This is a genomic window from Anoxybacillus sp. FSL W8-1294, from assembly GCF_037965005.1.
Lineage (GTDB): Bacteria > Bacillota > Bacilli > Bacillales > Anoxybacillaceae > Anoxybacillus > Anoxybacillus flavithermus_G.
Window position 1 is genome coordinate 721,830 of the sequence record NZ_CP150179.1, and the last position, 17,424, is coordinate 739,253.

Genomic DNA, 17,424 nt, shown 5'->3' on the forward strand with positions numbered 1-17,424 from the left:
CGACAACAGCATCATGATGTAAACTTCTCATCTTAGCGTTTTCATTTATCTTGAAAAATAAAAATTGCCCTAACAATATGTGTTCATTAAAAACTAATCTTCTTAATTACTCGTGCACACTCCAATGATCCTGTTCCTAAGGAAACCAATGGAAAAGGAGCAGGATCATTCATGAAGCGTTTGTGCATCACCAACGATCACGGATGGACACCTCGGACACTTCGCAAACAGGAACGGAAAATCAAAAACACCCTTCTTCGCCAACGGGTGATGGCGGTTCGCCTGGTCATGGAAGGCTATTTGGGCAAAGAGGTGTCCTCCATGGTCAACGTGTGCCGACAAACCGTTTCCCATTATGTGTCGCTGTTCAACGAAGGCGGCCTTGAACTCCTGCTTCATCGGGATTTCGCCCCCGGGCGGGAGCCGTTTCTCACCGAAGAACAGCAGGAAGAGATCAAACAGCTTGTGTTGACCACCACTCCCGTAGAACTGGGCTGGGACGTCGCTTCGGCGTGGAACACCAAACTCCTGCAATCCTATGTCGAAAAGCACTTCGGTGTTTGCATTTCCCGCGAAGCGTTGCGAAAACTCCTGCACCGCAAAGGGCTGTCGTGGACACGGCCGACCTACACATTGGCGAAAGGCAATCCGGATCGACAAAAGAATTTTGAGAAACAGATCGACTTCATAAAAAAATTTTATCCGCTCGCCGCGATAACTGAAAATGAATATGGTGATGGGAACGTTTATTATATTGGTGGGGGCATAGATGACGATGTGCTGAATGACCTTGCAAAGGAAATTGTGCAAAAACATCACATATGGCATGTAGAAAGCGACGAAGGTGTTGAAGTGTATCGACGTGTATGTGATGATGGTGAGTACATGTTCATCTTAAACTATACAGATCAAGAAAAACGGTTTCACAATTTGACCCTCAAACCGTATGATAGTCAAATCGTTAAAATTTAGCATAATAAAGGGGTTGCATCAATGGCTACATTGAAAGAAATCGCAGAGAAGGCAGGGGTGTCCGTTGCCACTGTATCGCGTGTATTAAATTATGATATGACGTTATCTGTATCGGACGAAACGAGAAAGCGCATTTTTGAAATTGCCCAAGAGCTTAACTATAAAACGCCTAGGGAACGCAATCAAATGAGCGCGAAAGAACGGCTTCGTTTTGGCGTTGTCAACTGGTACTCGGAATCTCAAGAGCTTGACGATCCATATTATATGGCAATCCGTCTCGGTGTAGAAAAGGAATGTTTTCATCGCCAAATTGAGCTCGTCAAGTTGTTTAAGAAAGATGGTTCGTATGAATCAGAATGGTTAACAGGTTTAGATGGAATTATTGCTGTTGGGAAGTTTGGGAAACAAAATATTGACTTATTCATGTCAGTCACAAAACATATTGTTTTTGTTGACTACTCTCCCGATGAAGATCGCTTTGATTCTGTCGTTGTTGATTTTCGGAAAGCAACTGTTCGTGTTCTTCAATATTTGATGGATCTCGGTCATAAGCATATCGGTTATATTGGAGGGCGCGAATATGTTGGTGATGGTCAACTAGTTCAAGATGAGCGTGAACGTACATTTTATGAATATTTATATTTGCGCGGCATGTTCATTCCAGAGTATGTATTCACCGGACGTTTTATTGCTGAAGATGGATATATGTTAATGAAACAAGCACTTCAGCTACCAAATCGTCCAACTGCGTTTTTTATCGCAAGCGATTCGATGGCGATTGGAGCGTTGCGGGCGCTACATGAAGCTGGAATTGATGTACCAAATGAAGTGGCCATCGTAGGCTTTAACGATCTTCCTACATCGAAATTTGTTCAACCACCGTTATCGACTGTGCAAGTTTATACGGAATTTATGGGCGAGACGGCCGTTGAATTGCTTGTTGAACAAATTCAAACGAAAAGAGAAATACCGAAAAAAATTGTTGTTCCAACAAAACTTGTTGTGAGGGAAAGTAGTTGTATCTACACAGTAAAGAAATAGCTTCCGCTTTGGCGAAGGCTATTTCTTTTATGATATGAACGAAAAGGAGAAAAAGCGCATGAAGCTTGTACAAGAACAACGAACGGAAATCAACGGTCACCCGATCATCGCATTTACGCTTGCAAATGATCATGGAATGGAAATCACTTGTTTAAACTACGGGTGCATCATTACAAGTATACTTGTGCCTGATAAAAATGGAAAATATGAAAATGTTGTCTTAGCGTTTGATGACTTTTCTTCGTATTTGACAAACCGTCCGTATTTAGGAGCTGTCATCGGAAGGGTAGCCGGGAGAATAAAAAATAGTTGTTTTGAGTTAAATGGAAAAACGTATAGATTATATGCAAATGAAAATGGAAACCATCTGCACGGTGGAAAGAAAGGGTTTCATCACATCATTTGGCAAGCAGCAGGATTTTCGAAAAAAGAAGAAGTTGGTGTCTGTTTTTCACATCGGAGTGTTGATGGGGAAGAAGGATATCCTGGGAACGTCGATGTGCAAGTCACATATACATTAAACAATGAAAACGAACTAATTATTTCTTATCAAGCCATTTCTGATGAAGATACGCCGTTTACATTAACGAATCATACGTACTTTAATTTGAGCGGTAACGTAAAAAAAGATATTTTGCAACACGAACTAAAAATGAAAAGTGACCGTTTTTTACCGTTAGATCATGAATTTATCCCGACTGGGGAAATAAAAGATGTGACAGGTACACCTTTTGATTTACGTCAAGGGAAAAAGTTGAGAGAAGTCATTGAGTCAACTGATCCGCAAATTCGTTTAGTCGGACAAGGATATGACCATCCATTTATTTTAAATACTCATCATGATGAAGAAATTGTCTTATTTGACCGTGAAAGTGGGCGAACATTAGTTGTTGAAACGGATGAAGTTGGTGTCGTCGTATATACTGGGAACCAAATCCCTCATGGTGAAAAAATGAATGGTCTACAATCTCGAAAGTATTTAGGCATTTGTTTAGAGACACAAGCGTTGCCAGATGCGGTTCATCATCCTCATTTTCCGTCTTGTATATTGCAGGCAGGACAATTGTATTCATCGACAACAAAATATACGTTTCGTGTGTCCTATTAACATCATGGAACGTTTTATTTTACGATAAAAATAGCCTTCAATGCGAAGGCTATTTTTTTACTGCTTTTTCTAATGTTTCAAGCATCGATTGTTTTTGTTCTTCTGTCGCGTGATTCCATAGTGCTTCGAATAAGACACCAAGACCAGGTAAATATTTTTCTTCACCTTGTTGAATCGCATCAACGATCGTATGTTGAAGCTGGTCTTTTGAGCTGTTTGCAACGTTTGCCATGACGGCACCACGTAAGTTAAAGTCCATTTGACTCACTCCATTCTTTATGTATTGCGTAAGTAGTTTTTGCTATAATGATAACTACTATTCATAAAAGTCCTGCGGTAATATGTCAAGGTGAAAAATCATCGAAATTGGAAATTCGATTGTCCGATGACCCGAAAAAAGGCAATACTTAAGAAGCCCAGTCTTGTCTTATGTCATTAACTGGGTTTTAATGCAAAATCAGTTAGATCGATACCCCTATCGATCTTCCCCCTTTCTTGGCGTGTAGATTTGACCGTTGCGTAGCAGCGCATCGATCACACGCACGAGTTTTCGAGCGGTGAGGACGAGGGCTCGTTTGTGTTGGTGCTTTGGTACTTCCTCATACTTCTTCCGGTAATAGGTGCGAAACGACGCATCATGCCGTTGTACCGAGTTGGCAGCCTCCACTAGGTAGTAACGGAGATAGCGATTGCCGGAACGAATGAGGGAAGTCTCCTCGGCTTGGAACCGACCGGACTGGTGCTTAGACCAAGTCAAACCTGCATACTTTGCTAAGGCGGCTTGGTTGTCAAAGCGCTCGATTTGTCCAATTTCGGCTAAGATGCCAGCGGCGTAGACCGGACCAATGCCGGGAATCGTTTGTAACGTATTTGGGATGCCTTCCAAATGGCGAGTAATCGCTTTATCTAGCTCTTTAATTTGCGCTTGAAGGCTACGGATGGATTGAATTGATAGCCCTAAAAGCAAGTCGATGGAATCCTCGACACATTTGGAAAGCCGATACGACGAACGAGCCGCCTTTTGAATGGACTTGGCGATGCATTCCGGATCGGCAAAGCGATTGCGTCCTTTTTGGCGCAAGAAGTCAGCGAGCTGTTGCACGTCCATCTGACTGATTTCGTCTAAGCTAAACGACTCGAGAAGAAGCTCTAAGATGGCATGTCCGAACACGGAGCTGTCCACCTCTTGGGTAAAGGAACTGCACTTGTAAAACAAGTGTTGGAGGAAGTACTGCTTTTCCCGAGTCAGCTGATGGACGAGATGATAGCGCATGCGCGTGAGCCGTTGAAGGGCGATAAACTGTTCTTGCATGACAGCTGTCACTTTCAAACGGCCAAAGCGAAGCCGATCGGCGATGATCCACGCATCGATGCCGTCCGTTTTATCCAAGTCAGTGTACGCTTCTTTAAATTTGCGAATGAGCTTTGGATTGATGGTAAACACCTTGACATTCCAAGACTTCAGCTCCTCCTGTTGGTGGAAAAACATCGCTGGATGCCAGCTGTAGACCGAAGTGGCTTCCATCCCGATGAGAATTTCGGATGGTTGGCGCTTGTTGGCCCACAGGAGGATTTGATCGCGAAGGAAGGTCGCGCCAAGGAGATGATTGTCCACCTTGAATTGGGCGCACGTGTTTCCTTCTTGATCCATGATACACGTGTATAAGTCCGTTGAGCTCACGTCAATCCCGACGTAGAGTTTCATGAGATCACCTCCAATCGTAGTAGGATCGTGGGGTTGGGACTCTTCGGGATGCCCCCGGACCGCGCCTGTTGACCAGTCACCCTCGCATATGAGAACTCACGTTGGGCCATGGGCTGCCTGGAAGCTGCTCCTTCCAGCATGGGAAACCAACGGGAACAGCCTGCGGGTTAGAAGTCCGAACAGGAGCCGGGGAGACAGACTTTCTAAGTAGTCAAAGCTACAGGAGAGAGAAGAGTGTCCCCGATGATCCTAAGACCATTATCCAAGAACATCGCGAAAAGTCCAACCCCGATGTAGTGCCATCCACGGGGGAGGGGCGCGCCCCTCCCCCGTGGGCAAATCACTTACACATATGCGATTGTCAAGGAGCATATCCAACTGGAAATTCGATTTAAAAATCTTTCTAAACATACTATACGAGGAGAGAGGGAAATGGAAAAAGCAACATTTGCGGGCGGATGTTTTTGGTGCATGGTCACTCCGTTTGAAGAACTTGACGGCATTTATGGCATTGTTTCCGGATACACAGGCGGTCATGTGGAACATCCGACGTATGAACAAGTGAAAACAGGAACGACAGGACATTATGAAGCGGTACAAATTACGTTTGATCCCGATGTATTTCCGTATGAAAAATTGTTAGAGTTGTATTGGTGTCAAATTGATCCAACGGATGACGGTGGACAATTTCATGATCGTGGTCCACAATATCGAACTGCGATTTTTTATCATAATGAGCGACAAAAAACATTAGCGGAGCAATCGAAAAAACAACTAGAAGAAAGCGGTCGTTTTTCCAAGCCGATCGTGACAGAAATTTTACCGGCGACAACGTTTTATCCAGCAGAAGACTATCATCAAAATTACCATAAGAAAAATCCGAAACATTATAAAGAAGACCGAGCGGCATCTGGACGCGATGAATTTATTGCGAAACATTGGGGGAAAAACGAGTGAAACGAATTGAATCGCCAAAAAATGAACGAGTGAAGCAATGGAAAAAGCTTTTAACGAAAAAAGGACGCGACAAAACCGGGCTGTTTCTCATTGAAGGATTTCATTTAGTAGAAGAGGCGGTCAAAAGTGGTGTTCATATCGAAGAACTGATTGTTGCGGAGCATGCGGTCATCCCAGCTAGTTGGAATATTTCTCATATTCCGATGACGATCGTGACCGATGAAGTGATCAAAGCGATTAGCGATACAGAAACACCGCAAGGCATTGCAGCGGTATGTAAACAAATGCATTGGAACGTGGATGATATACAAACGGCATTGTTCATTGACGCCGTACAAGATCCTGGGAATGTAGGGACGATCATTCGCACGGCAGATGCTGCTGGAATAGACGCTGTTGTCGTCGGAGAAGGAAGCGTCGATATATATAACGCAAAAGTGATTCGTGCAACACAAGGTTCGTTGTTTCATTTCCCTGTGATAAAAGGAGATATTGGACAATGGATCGCCCATTTTCAAAACAGGCATATTCCGATTTATGGAACATCGCTTCAAAACGGAGTAGACTATCGATCTGTATCTCCTTCGTCATCGTTTGCATTAATCGTTGGAAACGAAGGAAGCGGTGTGAACGATAAGTGGCTACAGCAAACAACTGCCAACTTATATGTGCCGATTTATGGGAAGGCAGAATCGTTAAACGTAGCCGTTGCAACAGGGATTTTACTTTACCATTTACAGAAAAAATAAACGCAACCTTGCACGTTATTCCCCATTTGCTTATAATAAATGAAGAATTTCATCATACAAAAAACGATGATCGAGAAGAGTAGCTTGCCGATCGCCATTCAGGGAGAAAACGCCATAGACTGCGAGCGTTTTTATGGTGGAAGCAAGTGAATTCACCTCGGGAGTTGGCGCTTGGACCATTTTGCGCATGCAAAATGTAAAGGCGTTCCGGTGTAAACCGTTATCTGAATGAAGTGAGCTATGCGAACGACATAGCTAACAAGGGTGGTACCGCGAGTGCACTCGTCCCTTACTTAAGGGGCGAGTTTTTTATTTTTTATACATAACAAGGAGGGATTTCCATATGAAGGAGCGGTTACAACAGCTTCAACAAGAAGCGCTTGAAAAAATTGAACAAGCAAACGATTTAAAAGCGCTCAATGACGTACGTGTGGCGTATCTTGGAAAAAAAAGCCCCATTACAGAAGTGCTGCGCGGGATGGGGGCATTGTCGCCTGAAGAGCGCCCGCTCATGGGAGCGCTTGTCAACGACGTGCGCGAAGCGATTCAAACAGCACTTGAAGCAAAGCAAGCAACGCTTGAACAAGAAGAAGTAGAGAAAAAATTGGCATCTGAAGCGATTGATGTGACACTTCCGGGTCGCCCGATCAGACGCGGCAATCATCATCCGCTCACGCTCGTTATTGAAGAAATTGAAGATTTGTTTATCGGCATGGGATATACGATTGCTGAAGGTCCAGAAGTAGAGCAAGATTACTACAACTTTGAAGCGCTCAATTTGCCAAAAGGTCATCCGGCGCGCGATATGCAAGATTCATTTTATATTACAGAGGAAATTTTATTACGTACACATACGTCTCCGGTGCAAGCGCGCACAATGGAAAAACATCAAGGGCGCGGTCCGGTAAAAATCATTTGTCCGGGAAAAGTGTACCGCCGTGACAACGACGATGCAACGCATTCCCATCAATTTACGCAAATTGAAGGGCTCGTGGTGGACGAAAACATTCGCATGAGCGACTTAAAAGGAACGTTGCGTGAATTTGCCCGCAAAATGTTTGGCGAAGATCGCGACATTCGCTTCCGACCAAGCTTCTTCCCATTTACCGAACCGTCTGTTGAAGTCGACGTATCATGTTTTAATTGCGGCGGGCACGGCTGTAACGTATGTAAAGGAACAGGTTGGATTGAAATTTTAGGGGCAGGGATGGTCCATCCGAACGTACTTGAAATGGCAGGATTTGATTCGAAAAAATATACAGGCTTTGCGTTTGGTATGGGTCCAGAGCGTATCGCAATGCTCAAATATGGCATTGATGATATTCGCCATTTTTACCAAAACGATCTTCGTTTCTTGCAACAATTTCGTCGGGTGTAAAAGGAGGGGTTGGCGATGTTCGTTTCATATAAATGGCTACAGGAATATGTGGATTTAACAGGCATTACGGCAAAACAATTAGCCGACCGCATTACGAAAGCAGGGATTGAAGTAGAAAGCGTTGAGGTGCGCAATAAAGGAATACAAGGTGTTGTCATCGGACATGTAATTGAGCGCGAACAACATCCGAACGCTGATAAATTAAGCAAATGTTTAGTCGATATCGGGGAAGGGGAGCCAGTGCAAATTATTTGCGGGGCACCGAACGTCGCAAAAGGACAAAAGGTTGCCGTTGCTAAAGTTGGTGCCGTATTGCCTGGCAACTTTAAAATTAAACGCGCAAAACTGCGCGGTGAAGAATCGAACGGCATGATTTGTTCGTTGCAAGAGCTTGGCGTGGAGTCAAAATTAGTGCCGAAAGAATACGCCGACGGCATTTTCGTTTTCCCAAGCGATGCACCGGTCGGAGCGGATGCGCTACAACTCCTTTACTTGGATGACGAAGTGTTAGAACTTAGTTTAACACCAAACCGTGCCGATTGTTTAAGCATGATTGGCGTCGCTTATGAAGTGGCAGCGATTTTAGGAAGAAGCGTGAAGCTTCCGACCATCGAACTTCACGAAAACAATGAAAATGTTCATGATTATATTTCTGTTCGCGTCGATGCACAAGAAGATAATCCTTTATATGCAGGGCGCATCGTGAAAAACGTAAAAATTGGCCCATCGCCGCTTTGGATGCAAGCGCGTTTAATGGCGGCTGGCATTCGACCGCACAACAATGTCGTCGATATTACGAACTACATTTTACTTGAATACGGTCAGCCGCTTCATGCGTTTGACTACGATCGCCTCGGCTCAAACGAAATTGTCGTTCGCCGTGCAAAAGCCGGTGAAACAATCGTGACGCTTGATGATGTAGAGCGCACGTTGACAGAAGATCATCTTGTCATTACGAACGGGAAAGAGCCTGTCGCTTTAGCTGGTGTGATGGGCGGTGCCAATTCGGAAGTATGTGATGAAACAGTAAACGTATTTATTGAAGCAGCATATTTTAACGGAGCGACGATTCGCCAAGCGGTCAAAGATCATGGATTGCGCAGTGAGTCGAGCACACGGTTTGAAAAAGGCATTGATCCTGCGCGCACGAAAGAAGCGCTTGATCGTGCAGCGGCGTTGATGGCGGAATATGCTGGCGGAGAAGTCGTTGGCGGCGTTGTGGAAGTCAACACACTGACAAAAAAAGAAGTCGTCGTTACGATTACGTTAGATCGTATCAATCGCGTGCTTGGCACAACAATTACGAAAGAAGAAGTCGCAGGCATTTTAACGAACTTGCAATTTACATTTACGGAACATGACGGCACGTTTATGATTACTATTCCGTCACGTCGTGCAGATATTACAATTGAAGAAGACATCATCGAAGAAGTAGCGCGTTTATACGGATACGACCATTTGCCAGCGACATTGCCGATCGGGGAAGCAAAGCCAGGGAAACTCACACCATATCAAGCAAAGCGTCGCCACGTGCGCCGTTATTTAGAAGATGCGGGATTATTCCAAGCGATTACGTACTCGCTCACAAACGAAGCAAAAGCGACGATGTTTGCGCTTGAAACGGCGCAACCGATCCGTCTTGCTCTTCCGATGAGCGAAGAGCGCAGCGTCTTGCGCCAAAGCTTAGTGCCGCACTTATTGGAAGCAGCAAGCTATAACCGCGCCCGCCAAGTCGAAAACGTAGCATTATACGAAATCGGCTCGGTATACTTAGCTAACGGTGAACATGAACTGCCGAGCGAAAAAGAGCGTCTCGCAGGCGTTTTGACAGGTGTATGGCACGCTCATTTATGGCAAGGAGAGAAAAAAGCAGTTGATTTTTATGTTGTCAAAGGCATTGTAGATGGCTTGTTTGCGTTGCTAGGATTAGAGAACCGCATTGCATACAAGCAAGCAAAACGCGAGCACCTTCATCCAGGGCGTACAGCAGAAATTTTATTAGATCATAAGACAATCGGTTTTGTCGGTCAGCTACATCCGAACGTGCAAAAACAATTTGATTTAAAAGAAACATATGTATTTGAGCTAGATCTTGAAGCGTTATTAAAAGAGGAAGTAGATGACATTCGCTATACAGCGATTCCACGCTTCCCATCCATTACGCGGGACATTGCTCTTGTCGTTGACGAGCATATTGTAGCAGGTGACCTCGAGCGAGCAATTATTGAAGCAGGCGGTGAACTGTTGAAAGACGTATCGATTTTCGACGTTTACAAAGGCGATCGCCTTCCAGAAGGCAAAAAATCGATCGCCTTCTCGCTCCGTTACTATGACCCAGAGCGGACATTGACGGACGAAGAAGTCACAAACGTTCACGAACAAGTCATCAAAGCGGTCGAACAACAATTCGGCGCTACATTGCGTGGGTAAAACGAAACCCCCATCTGATGCACGGGCATTGGATGGGGGTTTTTATGTCCTTGTCGGATGGGTGGGGGCGTTTTTTATCTAGTCAGCCAAAATTGGCGTGCACACCGCCAAAAGAAGGCGGGGTTCCAACATAAGTTGGCGGTGAAGAATGGAAAAAAAGTGAAGTATAATCAAACTATTAAAACGAAAGGAAGAATTTTTAAGATGATTCGTCAATTTGTAAACATAGCAGTAGCGGTAATGCTTGTTGGAGGAATTTTATTTGGCATAGGAAAAGATTCATTGGCAACTTCGAATCAAAAAGGGATAAAAGAATCGGGGGCGGTTACTCCTCAATCGATTGCATCAAAGACGAAAACAACCACGATCCAAGTTGGACAAACAGTTCAAACTTTGTATGTGACAGGAACTTTTGAAACTCAGTATAGTGATGTTCATAAAAGGCAACTGTTTTCGGGAGTTAAATCGATTTCCTCAAAAGCATCCGGCAGTGGGACGTGGACACAGACAGGATATAGTGTGGAATTAATTGACAGTGGGCGCACATATGTCATTACTGTGTCAGGAAAATATTCCTATAATGGTGCAACATATACGATTTCAACAAGTATAGAGTTTTATTGCAATGCTAATCGTTCTATTGGGTAGTAAGTGATAGCAAAGCAAAAGACTTGTCACAATCTTCGACAAGTCTTTTTATTTTTCAGGAAGGAATTTTATTGAACTTGTCGAACATTCCCTATTTGTAAATATTTGTGTAAGGTGCGATAGGATGAGTGAAAAAGAAAAAATAGCGAAAAAAATAAAGGAAATCGTGGAACAATTTATGTCGGAACCGCAACTGAAAGCACACATGTTGATGGCAATCGAGCAACATATGAAAGAGAGCGATTTGTTGTTTGGACGGTTGGCTTACTTGCATTATGACTTGTTTTCGACACAAGGAAATCACTCAACATATATCGCAGCGGCTATTGAATTGATCGTGCTTGCTGGCGATTTACTTGATGATGTAGTCGATCAAGATCGTTTCGAGGATACAGCTATTCCTCTTCATATTGCGATCGGGTTCTTGCTGCTTGGCCAGCAAGCGATTGCGAATGTACCGATTCCTAGTAATAAAAAATTAAAGGCACTGTCATATGTTACGTCTTGCTTGTTGCAAAGTGTACACGGACAACAGCTCGATGTGGCGTGTGACGTACAAACAGAAGCAGAATATATAAAAATGGTAGAGAAAAAATCAGGCTCTCTTGTTGCGATGGCTTGTGTAATCGGAGCATTATTAGCAGGAAAAGAGGACATCGCAACGCTTGAAACATATGCTCGCTACATCGGTATTGCAGCACAAATCGACAATGATCTTGATGCGCTATACAACTGGGATAAAAAAGCTGATATTCAAGCAAAGAAAAAGTCGCTTCCGATTTTGTATATGCTAGAAAGCAAGAACGATAACTTATGGAAGCAGTATTTCAACAACGATATAGACTACGATAGGATGTATGTCCAAAAAGAAAAAGCGCTTCAGCAAATGGAACAGGAAGGAGCGTTTTACTATGCAAAAGTGATGAGCCAGATTTACAAGGAAAAGGCTTTGCAAGAAATCGAAAAACTAGATGTAGATGATGCGTATAAATCTGCGCTGAAAACATTTATTTGAGAATGTTGGAGGGAGATTGTGATGCAACAAATCATTCGCTTTTTAGTAGAACATCCGGAAGTCATCGAAAAATTACAAAATGGTACGGTGAGCCTGATCGGTTTAAGTGAGTTAGAGGTAAAAGCGGTGATAAAGGTGTTTAGCGAATCGACTAGACCGCTTGGATATTGGAGATAAATCATGGCGATGAACCGAGAAGTTATCGTAATCATTGGTGCTTTTGTTGTGGCAGTATATTTAACCATTTTAAATGTAACGTACCCCTTGTTCGGCATTGATGTAGTTGAAAAGAAAAATGGTGATGTTGTTGTAAGCGGTGTTTACGAGTTCGGCTGGGCGAAGCAACATGGCATTCGACCGAATGACCGAGTATTAAAGATAAATGGAAAACATCCACTCTCCCACTTTACTGTCGAAAAATATCACGTCATCGAACAAGCAAAAACGATAACCATTCAACGATGGAATCAAGTTCAAACGTTGAGAGTGGATATGAAGTCGCATGGGGTTGCACAATGGGTATATTACATCCTTTTACCGACGGTCTTCTTTTTATTTACCATCCGTTTTAGCATTTTTTTGCTTCAGTTGCGACCGCATGGTAAATCAGCGACTGTGCTTATTTATTTGTTATTGTTGATGGGGCTTTGTTATGTGAGCGCCAGCCTATCAGCAAAATATGAACCGATTGGAAGACAAGTGTTTAACGGTACATTTTTAGCTTTACCTACCGTCTTTTTACATTTTGTTTATGAATATTTTGAGAAAGAGAAAAAAGTGTGGTTTGCGAAAACAAGTGTCTTTCTTCTTTATGGATTAAATATTTTGTTAGTTTTTGTTTCGCTTACGGCACCGTTTCATTCCATCGATGAGACAAACGCGCTATTGCTCGCATATTTTATCAACATGTCATCTGTTTTTACTTCGCTAGGGAAAGGGTGGAGAAAGCTTAGGGGGGATGAACTGCAACATACGATAAAAGGAATTGTATTGGCAATTAGTTTATCGACGATCCCGTTTCTTTTCTTTTATAGTCTTCCTATGCTAGTAATGAAAAAATGGATATTGCCAGCGGAATTAACGGTTATCTTTCTTTTCGCCTTACCGACCGTTTTCTTTTATTTAATGGCAACAGATCAACTGTTTCAACTGCCATTTTCCATCGGGCGGTTGAAGTATCTCGGTTTGTTCGCATTATTCCCATCTTTTTTTATAATGATTGTGTACAATCAATGGATCCATCACTCTAGCAAATGGGCTGAACTTGTTGTTTTATTTTCTATCGTTTACATCATCGTCCTTGCTACTTTTTACATAAAAGAATGGTTAGACCGCAAATGGCGGACAAAATTACGTATGCAAAAACATTTTTATGAAGAGAGTTTGTATCGCATAAGTGAACAACTGAAAAAACAGCGTACAGTAGAAGGAGCCATGTATTGTTTGGAAAAGGAATTGCAAGAAATTTTGGACGTGGAAAAAATAAAGGTGATTCAGTCCATAGACGAACCGCTTCCTTTTGAGTACAATGAAGCATATTGGGCGAATATCGTCAAAAAAATAAATGGTGCCCCACTTTCGATCGGTCGCGTAATGGAACATCGCTCCTTATTTGTCATGTTTATCGGTTCATTTCGTCAAACACCTTTATGGCTAGTAGGGAAAAAGAAACATCCTCTTTCATTTCGCACCGAGCAAAAAGATTGGCTATCTACCATTGTTTATTATACAAGCATGACGATCGAAAACATGTTAAAAGTGGAGGATCTATTGAAAGAGTTAGATCGATTAAAAGAGAAAGAACATTCGATTTTGTTTACTCGGTTGATGTTCCAATGGTCAGAAAGGGAAAGAAAAAAACTGGCGATCGATTTGCATGATACATTGCTTCAAGATTTAATTTTGTTAAGACGAAAAGTGGAAAACTTGCTTGTTCAACCTCTATGCGTGGAAGATATACAAAAACAGCTAAACGATATCGACGAGGAGATCCTCGATATCATTGATGTAACAAGAGAAATATGTCATGAATTAAGACCGCCGTTTTTGAGTCAGATGGGACTAAAACAAGCAATCTCGCAGCTTATTGACCGATTTCATTTACGTACGAATATAAAAGTAAAGTGGAATGTTCACATACAAGCTAAATTAGGAGAAGAACAGGAACTGGCGATGTATCGGATCATACAAGAATTGTTAAACAACGCCGTAAAACATTCTCAAGCATCAACGATCCAACTCGTATTCGATGCGCAAGATGAGGCTGTTCAACTTCGTTATGTGGACGATGGAGTAGGAATAGAGATGGAAAAATTAAATGATCATCATGGTAATTTAGGATTATTTGGAATAAAAGAGCGTGTGCAAGGATTAGGTGGAACATGCAAAATCGCGTCATCGCATGGATCTGGATTAGAGATAACGGTAACCATTCCATTATAAACGTACGGAAAGGAGAAATTGATGGAATGATTCACATTTTAATCGTCGACGATCATCTCCTTGTTTGCGAAGGTACGAGAAATGTGCTTGAACGTGAAGGAGATTTTCAAGTAGACATTACGACATCTGCGAGCGAAGCAGAACAAATGATCGAGCAACGTGCGTATGATATATGTTTACTTGACTGGTGTATGTCGGATATGAGCGGTATCGAATTGAGTAAACGAATTCTCGAAAAACAGCCAACTGCGAAAATTGTCATCTATACCGGATATGATGTTGTTCCCTTTTTAAATTATTTCGTTGAATTCGGCATTACCGGTTTTGTTAGCAAAACCGCATCAAGCGAGCAATTAGTCACAGCGATTCGTTGTGCCTTACGAGATGAAGCAGTCATTCCTGTACACGTGCTATATCAGCTATATTGTTGTGGAGTAAAGGAAAAGGTGGAAGGGGACGAACAACCAGCTGTACTAGGTCATAGCGAGCTAGAGTTACTGATGGAAGTTGCCAACGGCTTATGTAATAAAGATATTGCTAAAAAATATCATATTAGTCAACGGACAGTGGAAAGACGCTTGTCACGCATCTTCATAAAGTTGCATGTATCTTCCCGAATAGAAGCGGTGGAAAAAGCAAAAAAATTAGGGCTCATTCCAGAGCATCATATGTTGTGAATGCCTTCACCGGATCGGTGAGGGCATTTTCTTTTTGAAGTCCGCCATTTCGTGTCGGTATCCGACAAAAAAATGGCGGGGTTCGACACCATGTTGGCGGTGAAAGGGGGGGAAAGTGGAGGTATAATCAGGTTGAATAGGAAAAATATTTGTAAGGGAGGAGAAATCCAAGATGAAAAAAGTCAAAAAGTTTTTAGCTGGAGGAGCATTAAGTTGCGCACTCTTAATGGGAAGTGTAAGTCTAGTAGATGCTGCTACTTACAATTATGCCTCTAACTACTTTGATTATGGGGTTTATCTTGGTGGTGGATACGGACAAACATTTGAACTTGATGGCAAAGCAAGATTTATTGGAACTCAAGCTCCGTATTATAGTAACAGTGCTTGCGGAGTCGGTTATCAAATTCGTTCAACAGACGGAACCGTTTTAAAAGTAAGTTGGAAGTATGGGGCTGGTTCTATTGATACAGGAAATGACTTGAATGGTTATAATGGGAAAAAGAAAGCGTATTTAAGAAATGCATATAACGAGAGTACTCCTCAAACAGCCTCTGGAAAGTTTTATTATTAAATATTTTTTGCTTTTGCGGAGCCTATGTTTTATATGAATAGTTTGGAAATAAAGGGGCATGATCTCTGACTAGAAAGATAGATTAAGTACTAGCTACTATGAATTGAGATCATGTCCCTTTCTTTTAGGAGCATTCCTGTTAGAAAGGTTTTCAGGGACTTGAAAGAAAAAAGCCCCTTAATATAAATGTAGGGGTACACCAAACACCAACATCAGACCAAGGAAGACTACGAGATGAATTGTACACAAAATCGCAAAATTGAACAAGTGACAGAACAAATTTTAGTAATTGGAATGGATATTGCCAAACACAAACACTACGCAGCGATGGTGGATGAACGAGGAAGAGAACTGAAAAAGCCGTTTCCTGTGTTCCAATCGCGAATCGGATTCGAACAATTCTACGTGTCGATTGAAGAAGCAAAAGAGAATTTGGCAAGACGGAGATCATCGTCGGTATGGAACCGACCGGGCATAACTGGTTGCACCTCGCCTATTTCCTCGAGGAAAGATCCCATTGGTGATGGTCAACCTGATGCACGTCAAACGGTCGAAAGAGCTCGACGACAACTTACCAAACGAAGCACGATGCCAAAGATGCCCTCGTTATCGCCAGACTAATCAAAGATGGATGCTTTAGCTATCTCCGCATTTTCCAAGAGGTGAAAGTGGAATTACGGACAGGAAGCACGTTTCGAGAGTCGCTGTTCAAGGAACGGAATATCATCTACAATCAAATGATTCATTGGCTCGATCGCTATTTTCCTGAGTTTGTACAGGTGTTCCCGTCGTTTGGCAAAATGGTATTAGCGATATTAGAGAACACGCCATTTCCGGTAGATATCGCTGATCAGACGGTCGAAGGGTTCATGGAGCGGTATCGTCAAAGAGAAGGACTCAAATGTCCGCAAAAACCGAAAATTCAAAAGCTGATAGAGGTTTCACACTATGCGATTGGGATCACGGAAGGAAAACCGATGGCTCGTATCGAAATCGCCACGCTCGTCCGCCGGTATCGCCAATTGGAACAAGAGATCACTGCTTTGACCGAAGAGTTGACGGCCCTTGTGCAAACGACCGTCGAATACGAATGGCTCTAAACGATTCCGGGACTAGGAGAGGCGACGATCATGGAGCTGTTATCGGAAATCGGAAGGACAGAAGCGAATCTCGAAACGAGGACGAAAATGGCTGCGCCCCCTTCTCTTTCGGATGATGATGCCATTGATTTGCTTATAACGAAGCGTTCCGGGCCTCACACCAGTACTATATGATACGCCCCATCAACCCGTTGCGTAAGAAGCAATCGATCGTGGTGTTATGCAGTAAAGCTATGGAAGGTTCTATACGCGGTTTGCGTGAAACAGCAAGCGTTTAATGGGGAATGAATGATGCGAGATATCTTTTCTCCACTCCAAGCCTAGGCAGCCTAGAGCCACCTCCTTTCGTGAAAAGAACGGTCTGAACAACCGGGTGGATGACACGGAGAAGCTGGCACACGATTTCATATTCGACTTTGAGTTCCTATAGGATCTTAGTCGGCCTCTGCCTGGTGAAGAGACCGAACGAAGGAATGTTGGCGCGTGGATGCCCAGAGACATGGGAGGGTTTGTACTCATCAGAAACGCAGCGATCCAAGGTGTAACGTATACATATAAACCTACAAAATATCTATAAGCGAACACGAAGCGCACCATAGACGGTTAGATATCAACAAAAATGAAAATGTGT

15 protein-coding genes, 2 pseudogenes and 1 other annotated feature are annotated in these 17,424 nt (G+C 42.9%); of the genes and pseudogenes, 15 read left to right on the forward strand and 2 right to left on the reverse strand.

Features of this window, described 5'->3' with window-relative positions:
- Nucleotides 1–171 precede the first annotated feature (171 nt).
- The 4 genes and pseudogenes from NSQ23_RS03845 to NSQ23_RS03860 all read left to right on the forward strand — a co-directional run.
- A pseudogene (locus tag NSQ23_RS03845) lies at nucleotides 172–696 on the forward strand (winged helix-turn-helix domain-containing protein); the annotation flags it as partial.
- Between the two features lie 189 nt (nucleotides 697–885).
- A complete protein-coding gene (locus tag NSQ23_RS03850; protein WP_339174272.1) occupies nucleotides 886–972 on the forward strand; it encodes a hypothetical protein in 87 nt (28 codons plus the stop codon).
- Nucleotides 973–993: 21 nt separating this feature from the next.
- Nucleotides 994–2,013 carry a LacI family DNA-binding transcriptional regulator gene (locus tag NSQ23_RS03855; protein ID WP_268852343.1) on the forward strand — a complete coding sequence of 340 codons (1,020 nt, stop codon included), beginning with the start codon at nucleotides 994–996 and terminating at the stop codon, nucleotides 2,011–2,013.
- Between the two features lie 58 nt (nucleotides 2,014–2,071).
- Nucleotides 2,072–3,121 (forward strand): aldose epimerase family protein, encoded by a 1,050-nt coding sequence (locus tag NSQ23_RS03860; RefSeq protein WP_339173088.1) that lies wholly within the window; start codon nucleotides 2,072–2,074, stop codon nucleotides 3,119–3,121.
- A gap of 49 nt (nucleotides 3,122–3,170) precedes the next feature.
- Here the strand turns inward: NSQ23_RS03860 and sspI are convergent, their stop codons facing one another.
- Together sspI and NSQ23_RS03870 are read right to left on the reverse strand one after the other, a co-directional pair.
- On the reverse strand, nucleotides 3,171–3,380 hold the full coding sequence (gene sspI, locus NSQ23_RS03865) for a small acid-soluble spore protein SspI (RefSeq protein ID WP_035018475.1): 210 nt from the start codon (nucleotides 3,378–3,380) through the stop codon (nucleotides 3,171–3,173).
- Nucleotides 3,381–3,596: 216 nt separating this feature from the next.
- Nucleotides 3,597–4,826, reverse strand: coding sequence for an IS110 family transposase (locus NSQ23_RS03870; RefSeq protein WP_339170721.1), 1,230 nt, complete (start codon nucleotides 4,824–4,826; stop codon nucleotides 3,597–3,599).
- Between the two features lie 432 nt (nucleotides 4,827–5,258).
- Here NSQ23_RS03870 and msrA point away from each other — a divergent pair, with 432 nt between their 5' ends.
- From msrA to NSQ23_RS03925, 11 genes and pseudogenes are all read left to right on the forward strand, one after another.
- Nucleotides 5,259–5,783: a peptide-methionine (S)-S-oxide reductase MsrA gene (gene msrA / locus NSQ23_RS03875; protein ID WP_004889108.1), complete on the forward strand. Its 525-nt coding sequence runs from the start codon at nucleotides 5,259–5,261 to the stop codon at nucleotides 5,781–5,783.
- Nucleotides 5,780–6,532: an RNA methyltransferase gene (locus tag NSQ23_RS03880; protein WP_004889109.1), complete on the forward strand. Its 753-nt coding sequence runs from the start codon at nucleotides 5,780–5,782 to the stop codon at nucleotides 6,530–6,532. Before msrA ends, NSQ23_RS03880 begins: the two co-directional genes overlap by 4 nt.
- 57 nt (nucleotides 6,533–6,589) lie before the next feature.
- Nucleotides 6,590–6,825 (forward strand) — a binding site (T-box leader).
- Nucleotides 6,826–6,875: 50 nt separating this feature from the next.
- Entirely contained in the window at nucleotides 6,876–7,910 is a 1,035-nt protein-coding gene (pheS, locus tag NSQ23_RS03885; RefSeq protein ID WP_004889110.1) for a phenylalanine--tRNA ligase subunit alpha, read from the forward strand.
- 15 nt (nucleotides 7,911–7,925) lie between these two features.
- Nucleotides 7,926–10,340 (forward strand): phenylalanine--tRNA ligase subunit beta, encoded by a 2,415-nt coding sequence (pheT, locus tag NSQ23_RS03890; protein WP_339173091.1) that lies wholly within the window; start codon nucleotides 7,926–7,928, stop codon nucleotides 10,338–10,340.
- Between the two features lie 57 nt (nucleotides 10,341–10,397).
- Nucleotides 10,398–10,988 (forward strand): hypothetical protein, encoded by a 591-nt coding sequence (locus NSQ23_RS03895; RefSeq protein ID WP_339173094.1) that lies wholly within the window; start codon nucleotides 10,398–10,400, stop codon nucleotides 10,986–10,988.
- 124 nt (nucleotides 10,989–11,112) lie between these two features.
- Nucleotides 11,113–12,003, forward strand: coding sequence for a polyprenyl synthetase family protein (locus NSQ23_RS03900; protein ID WP_004889114.1), 891 nt, complete (start codon nucleotides 11,113–11,115; stop codon nucleotides 12,001–12,003).
- A gap of 21 nt (nucleotides 12,004–12,024) precedes the next feature.
- Entirely contained in the window at nucleotides 12,025–12,180 is a 156-nt protein-coding gene (gene comX / locus NSQ23_RS03905; RefSeq protein WP_004889116.1) for a competence pheromone ComX, read from the forward strand.
- 3 nt (nucleotides 12,181–12,183) lie between these two features.
- Nucleotides 12,184–14,445, forward strand: a complete 2,262-nt coding sequence (locus NSQ23_RS03910; protein ID WP_230456157.1) for an ATP-binding protein — start codon at nucleotides 12,184–12,186, stop codon at nucleotides 14,443–14,445.
- A 26-nt stretch (nucleotides 14,446–14,471) separates the two neighbouring features.
- Nucleotides 14,472–15,122, forward strand: coding sequence for a response regulator transcription factor (locus NSQ23_RS03915; RefSeq protein ID WP_004889118.1), 651 nt, complete (start codon nucleotides 14,472–14,474; stop codon nucleotides 15,120–15,122).
- A gap of 172 nt (nucleotides 15,123–15,294) precedes the next feature.
- Entirely contained in the window at nucleotides 15,295–15,693 is a 399-nt protein-coding gene (locus NSQ23_RS03920; protein WP_004889120.1) for a hypothetical protein, read from the forward strand.
- 234 nt (nucleotides 15,694–15,927) lie between these two features.
- A pseudogene (locus NSQ23_RS03925) lies at nucleotides 15,928–17,081 on the forward strand (transposase).
- The last annotated feature ends 343 nt before the right edge of the window (nucleotides 17,082–17,424 follow it).

What these genes read in the sequence shown, in the direction of transcription:
- msrA (WP_004889108.1), top strand. Translation starts at nt 5,259, where the DNA reads ATGGAAAAAGCAACATTTGCGGGCGGATGTTTTTGGTGCATGGTCACT.
- sspI (WP_035018475.1), bottom strand. Translation starts at nt 3,380, where the DNA reads ATGGACTTTAACTTACGTGGTGCCGTCATGGCAAACGTTGCAAACAGC.
- NSQ23_RS03900 (WP_004889114.1), top strand. Translation starts at nt 11,113, where the DNA reads ATGAGTGAAAAAGAAAAAATAGCGAAAAAAATAAAGGAAATCGTGGAA.
- NSQ23_RS03915 (WP_004889118.1), top strand. Translation starts at nt 14,472, where the DNA reads ATGATTCACATTTTAATCGTCGACGATCATCTCCTTGTTTGCGAAGGT.
- NSQ23_RS03895 (WP_339173094.1), top strand. Translation starts at nt 10,398, where the DNA reads ATGGGTGGGGGCGTTTTTTATCTAGTCAGCCAAAATTGGCGTGCACAC.
- NSQ23_RS03850 (WP_339174272.1), top strand. Translation starts at nt 886, where the DNA reads ATGTTCATCTTAAACTATACAGATCAAGAAAAACGGTTTCACAATTTG.
- NSQ23_RS03910 (WP_230456157.1), top strand. Translation starts at nt 12,184, where the DNA reads ATGGCGATGAACCGAGAAGTTATCGTAATCATTGGTGCTTTTGTTGTG.
- NSQ23_RS03920 (WP_004889120.1), top strand. Translation starts at nt 15,295, where the DNA reads ATGAAAAAAGTCAAAAAGTTTTTAGCTGGAGGAGCATTAAGTTGCGCA.
- comX (WP_004889116.1), top strand. Translation starts at nt 12,025, where the DNA reads ATGCAACAAATCATTCGCTTTTTAGTAGAACATCCGGAAGTCATCGAA.
- NSQ23_RS03860 (WP_339173088.1), top strand. Translation starts at nt 2,072, where the DNA reads ATGAAGCTTGTACAAGAACAACGAACGGAAATCAACGGTCACCCGATC.
- pheS (WP_004889110.1), top strand. Translation starts at nt 6,876, where the DNA reads ATGAAGGAGCGGTTACAACAGCTTCAACAAGAAGCGCTTGAAAAAATT.
- NSQ23_RS03855 (WP_268852343.1), top strand. Translation starts at nt 994, where the DNA reads ATGGCTACATTGAAAGAAATCGCAGAGAAGGCAGGGGTGTCCGTTGCC.
- pheT (WP_339173091.1), top strand. Translation starts at nt 7,926, where the DNA reads ATGTTCGTTTCATATAAATGGCTACAGGAATATGTGGATTTAACAGGC.
- NSQ23_RS03870 (WP_339170721.1), bottom strand. Translation starts at nt 4,826, where the DNA reads ATGAAACTCTACGTCGGGATTGACGTGAGCTCAACGGACTTATACACG.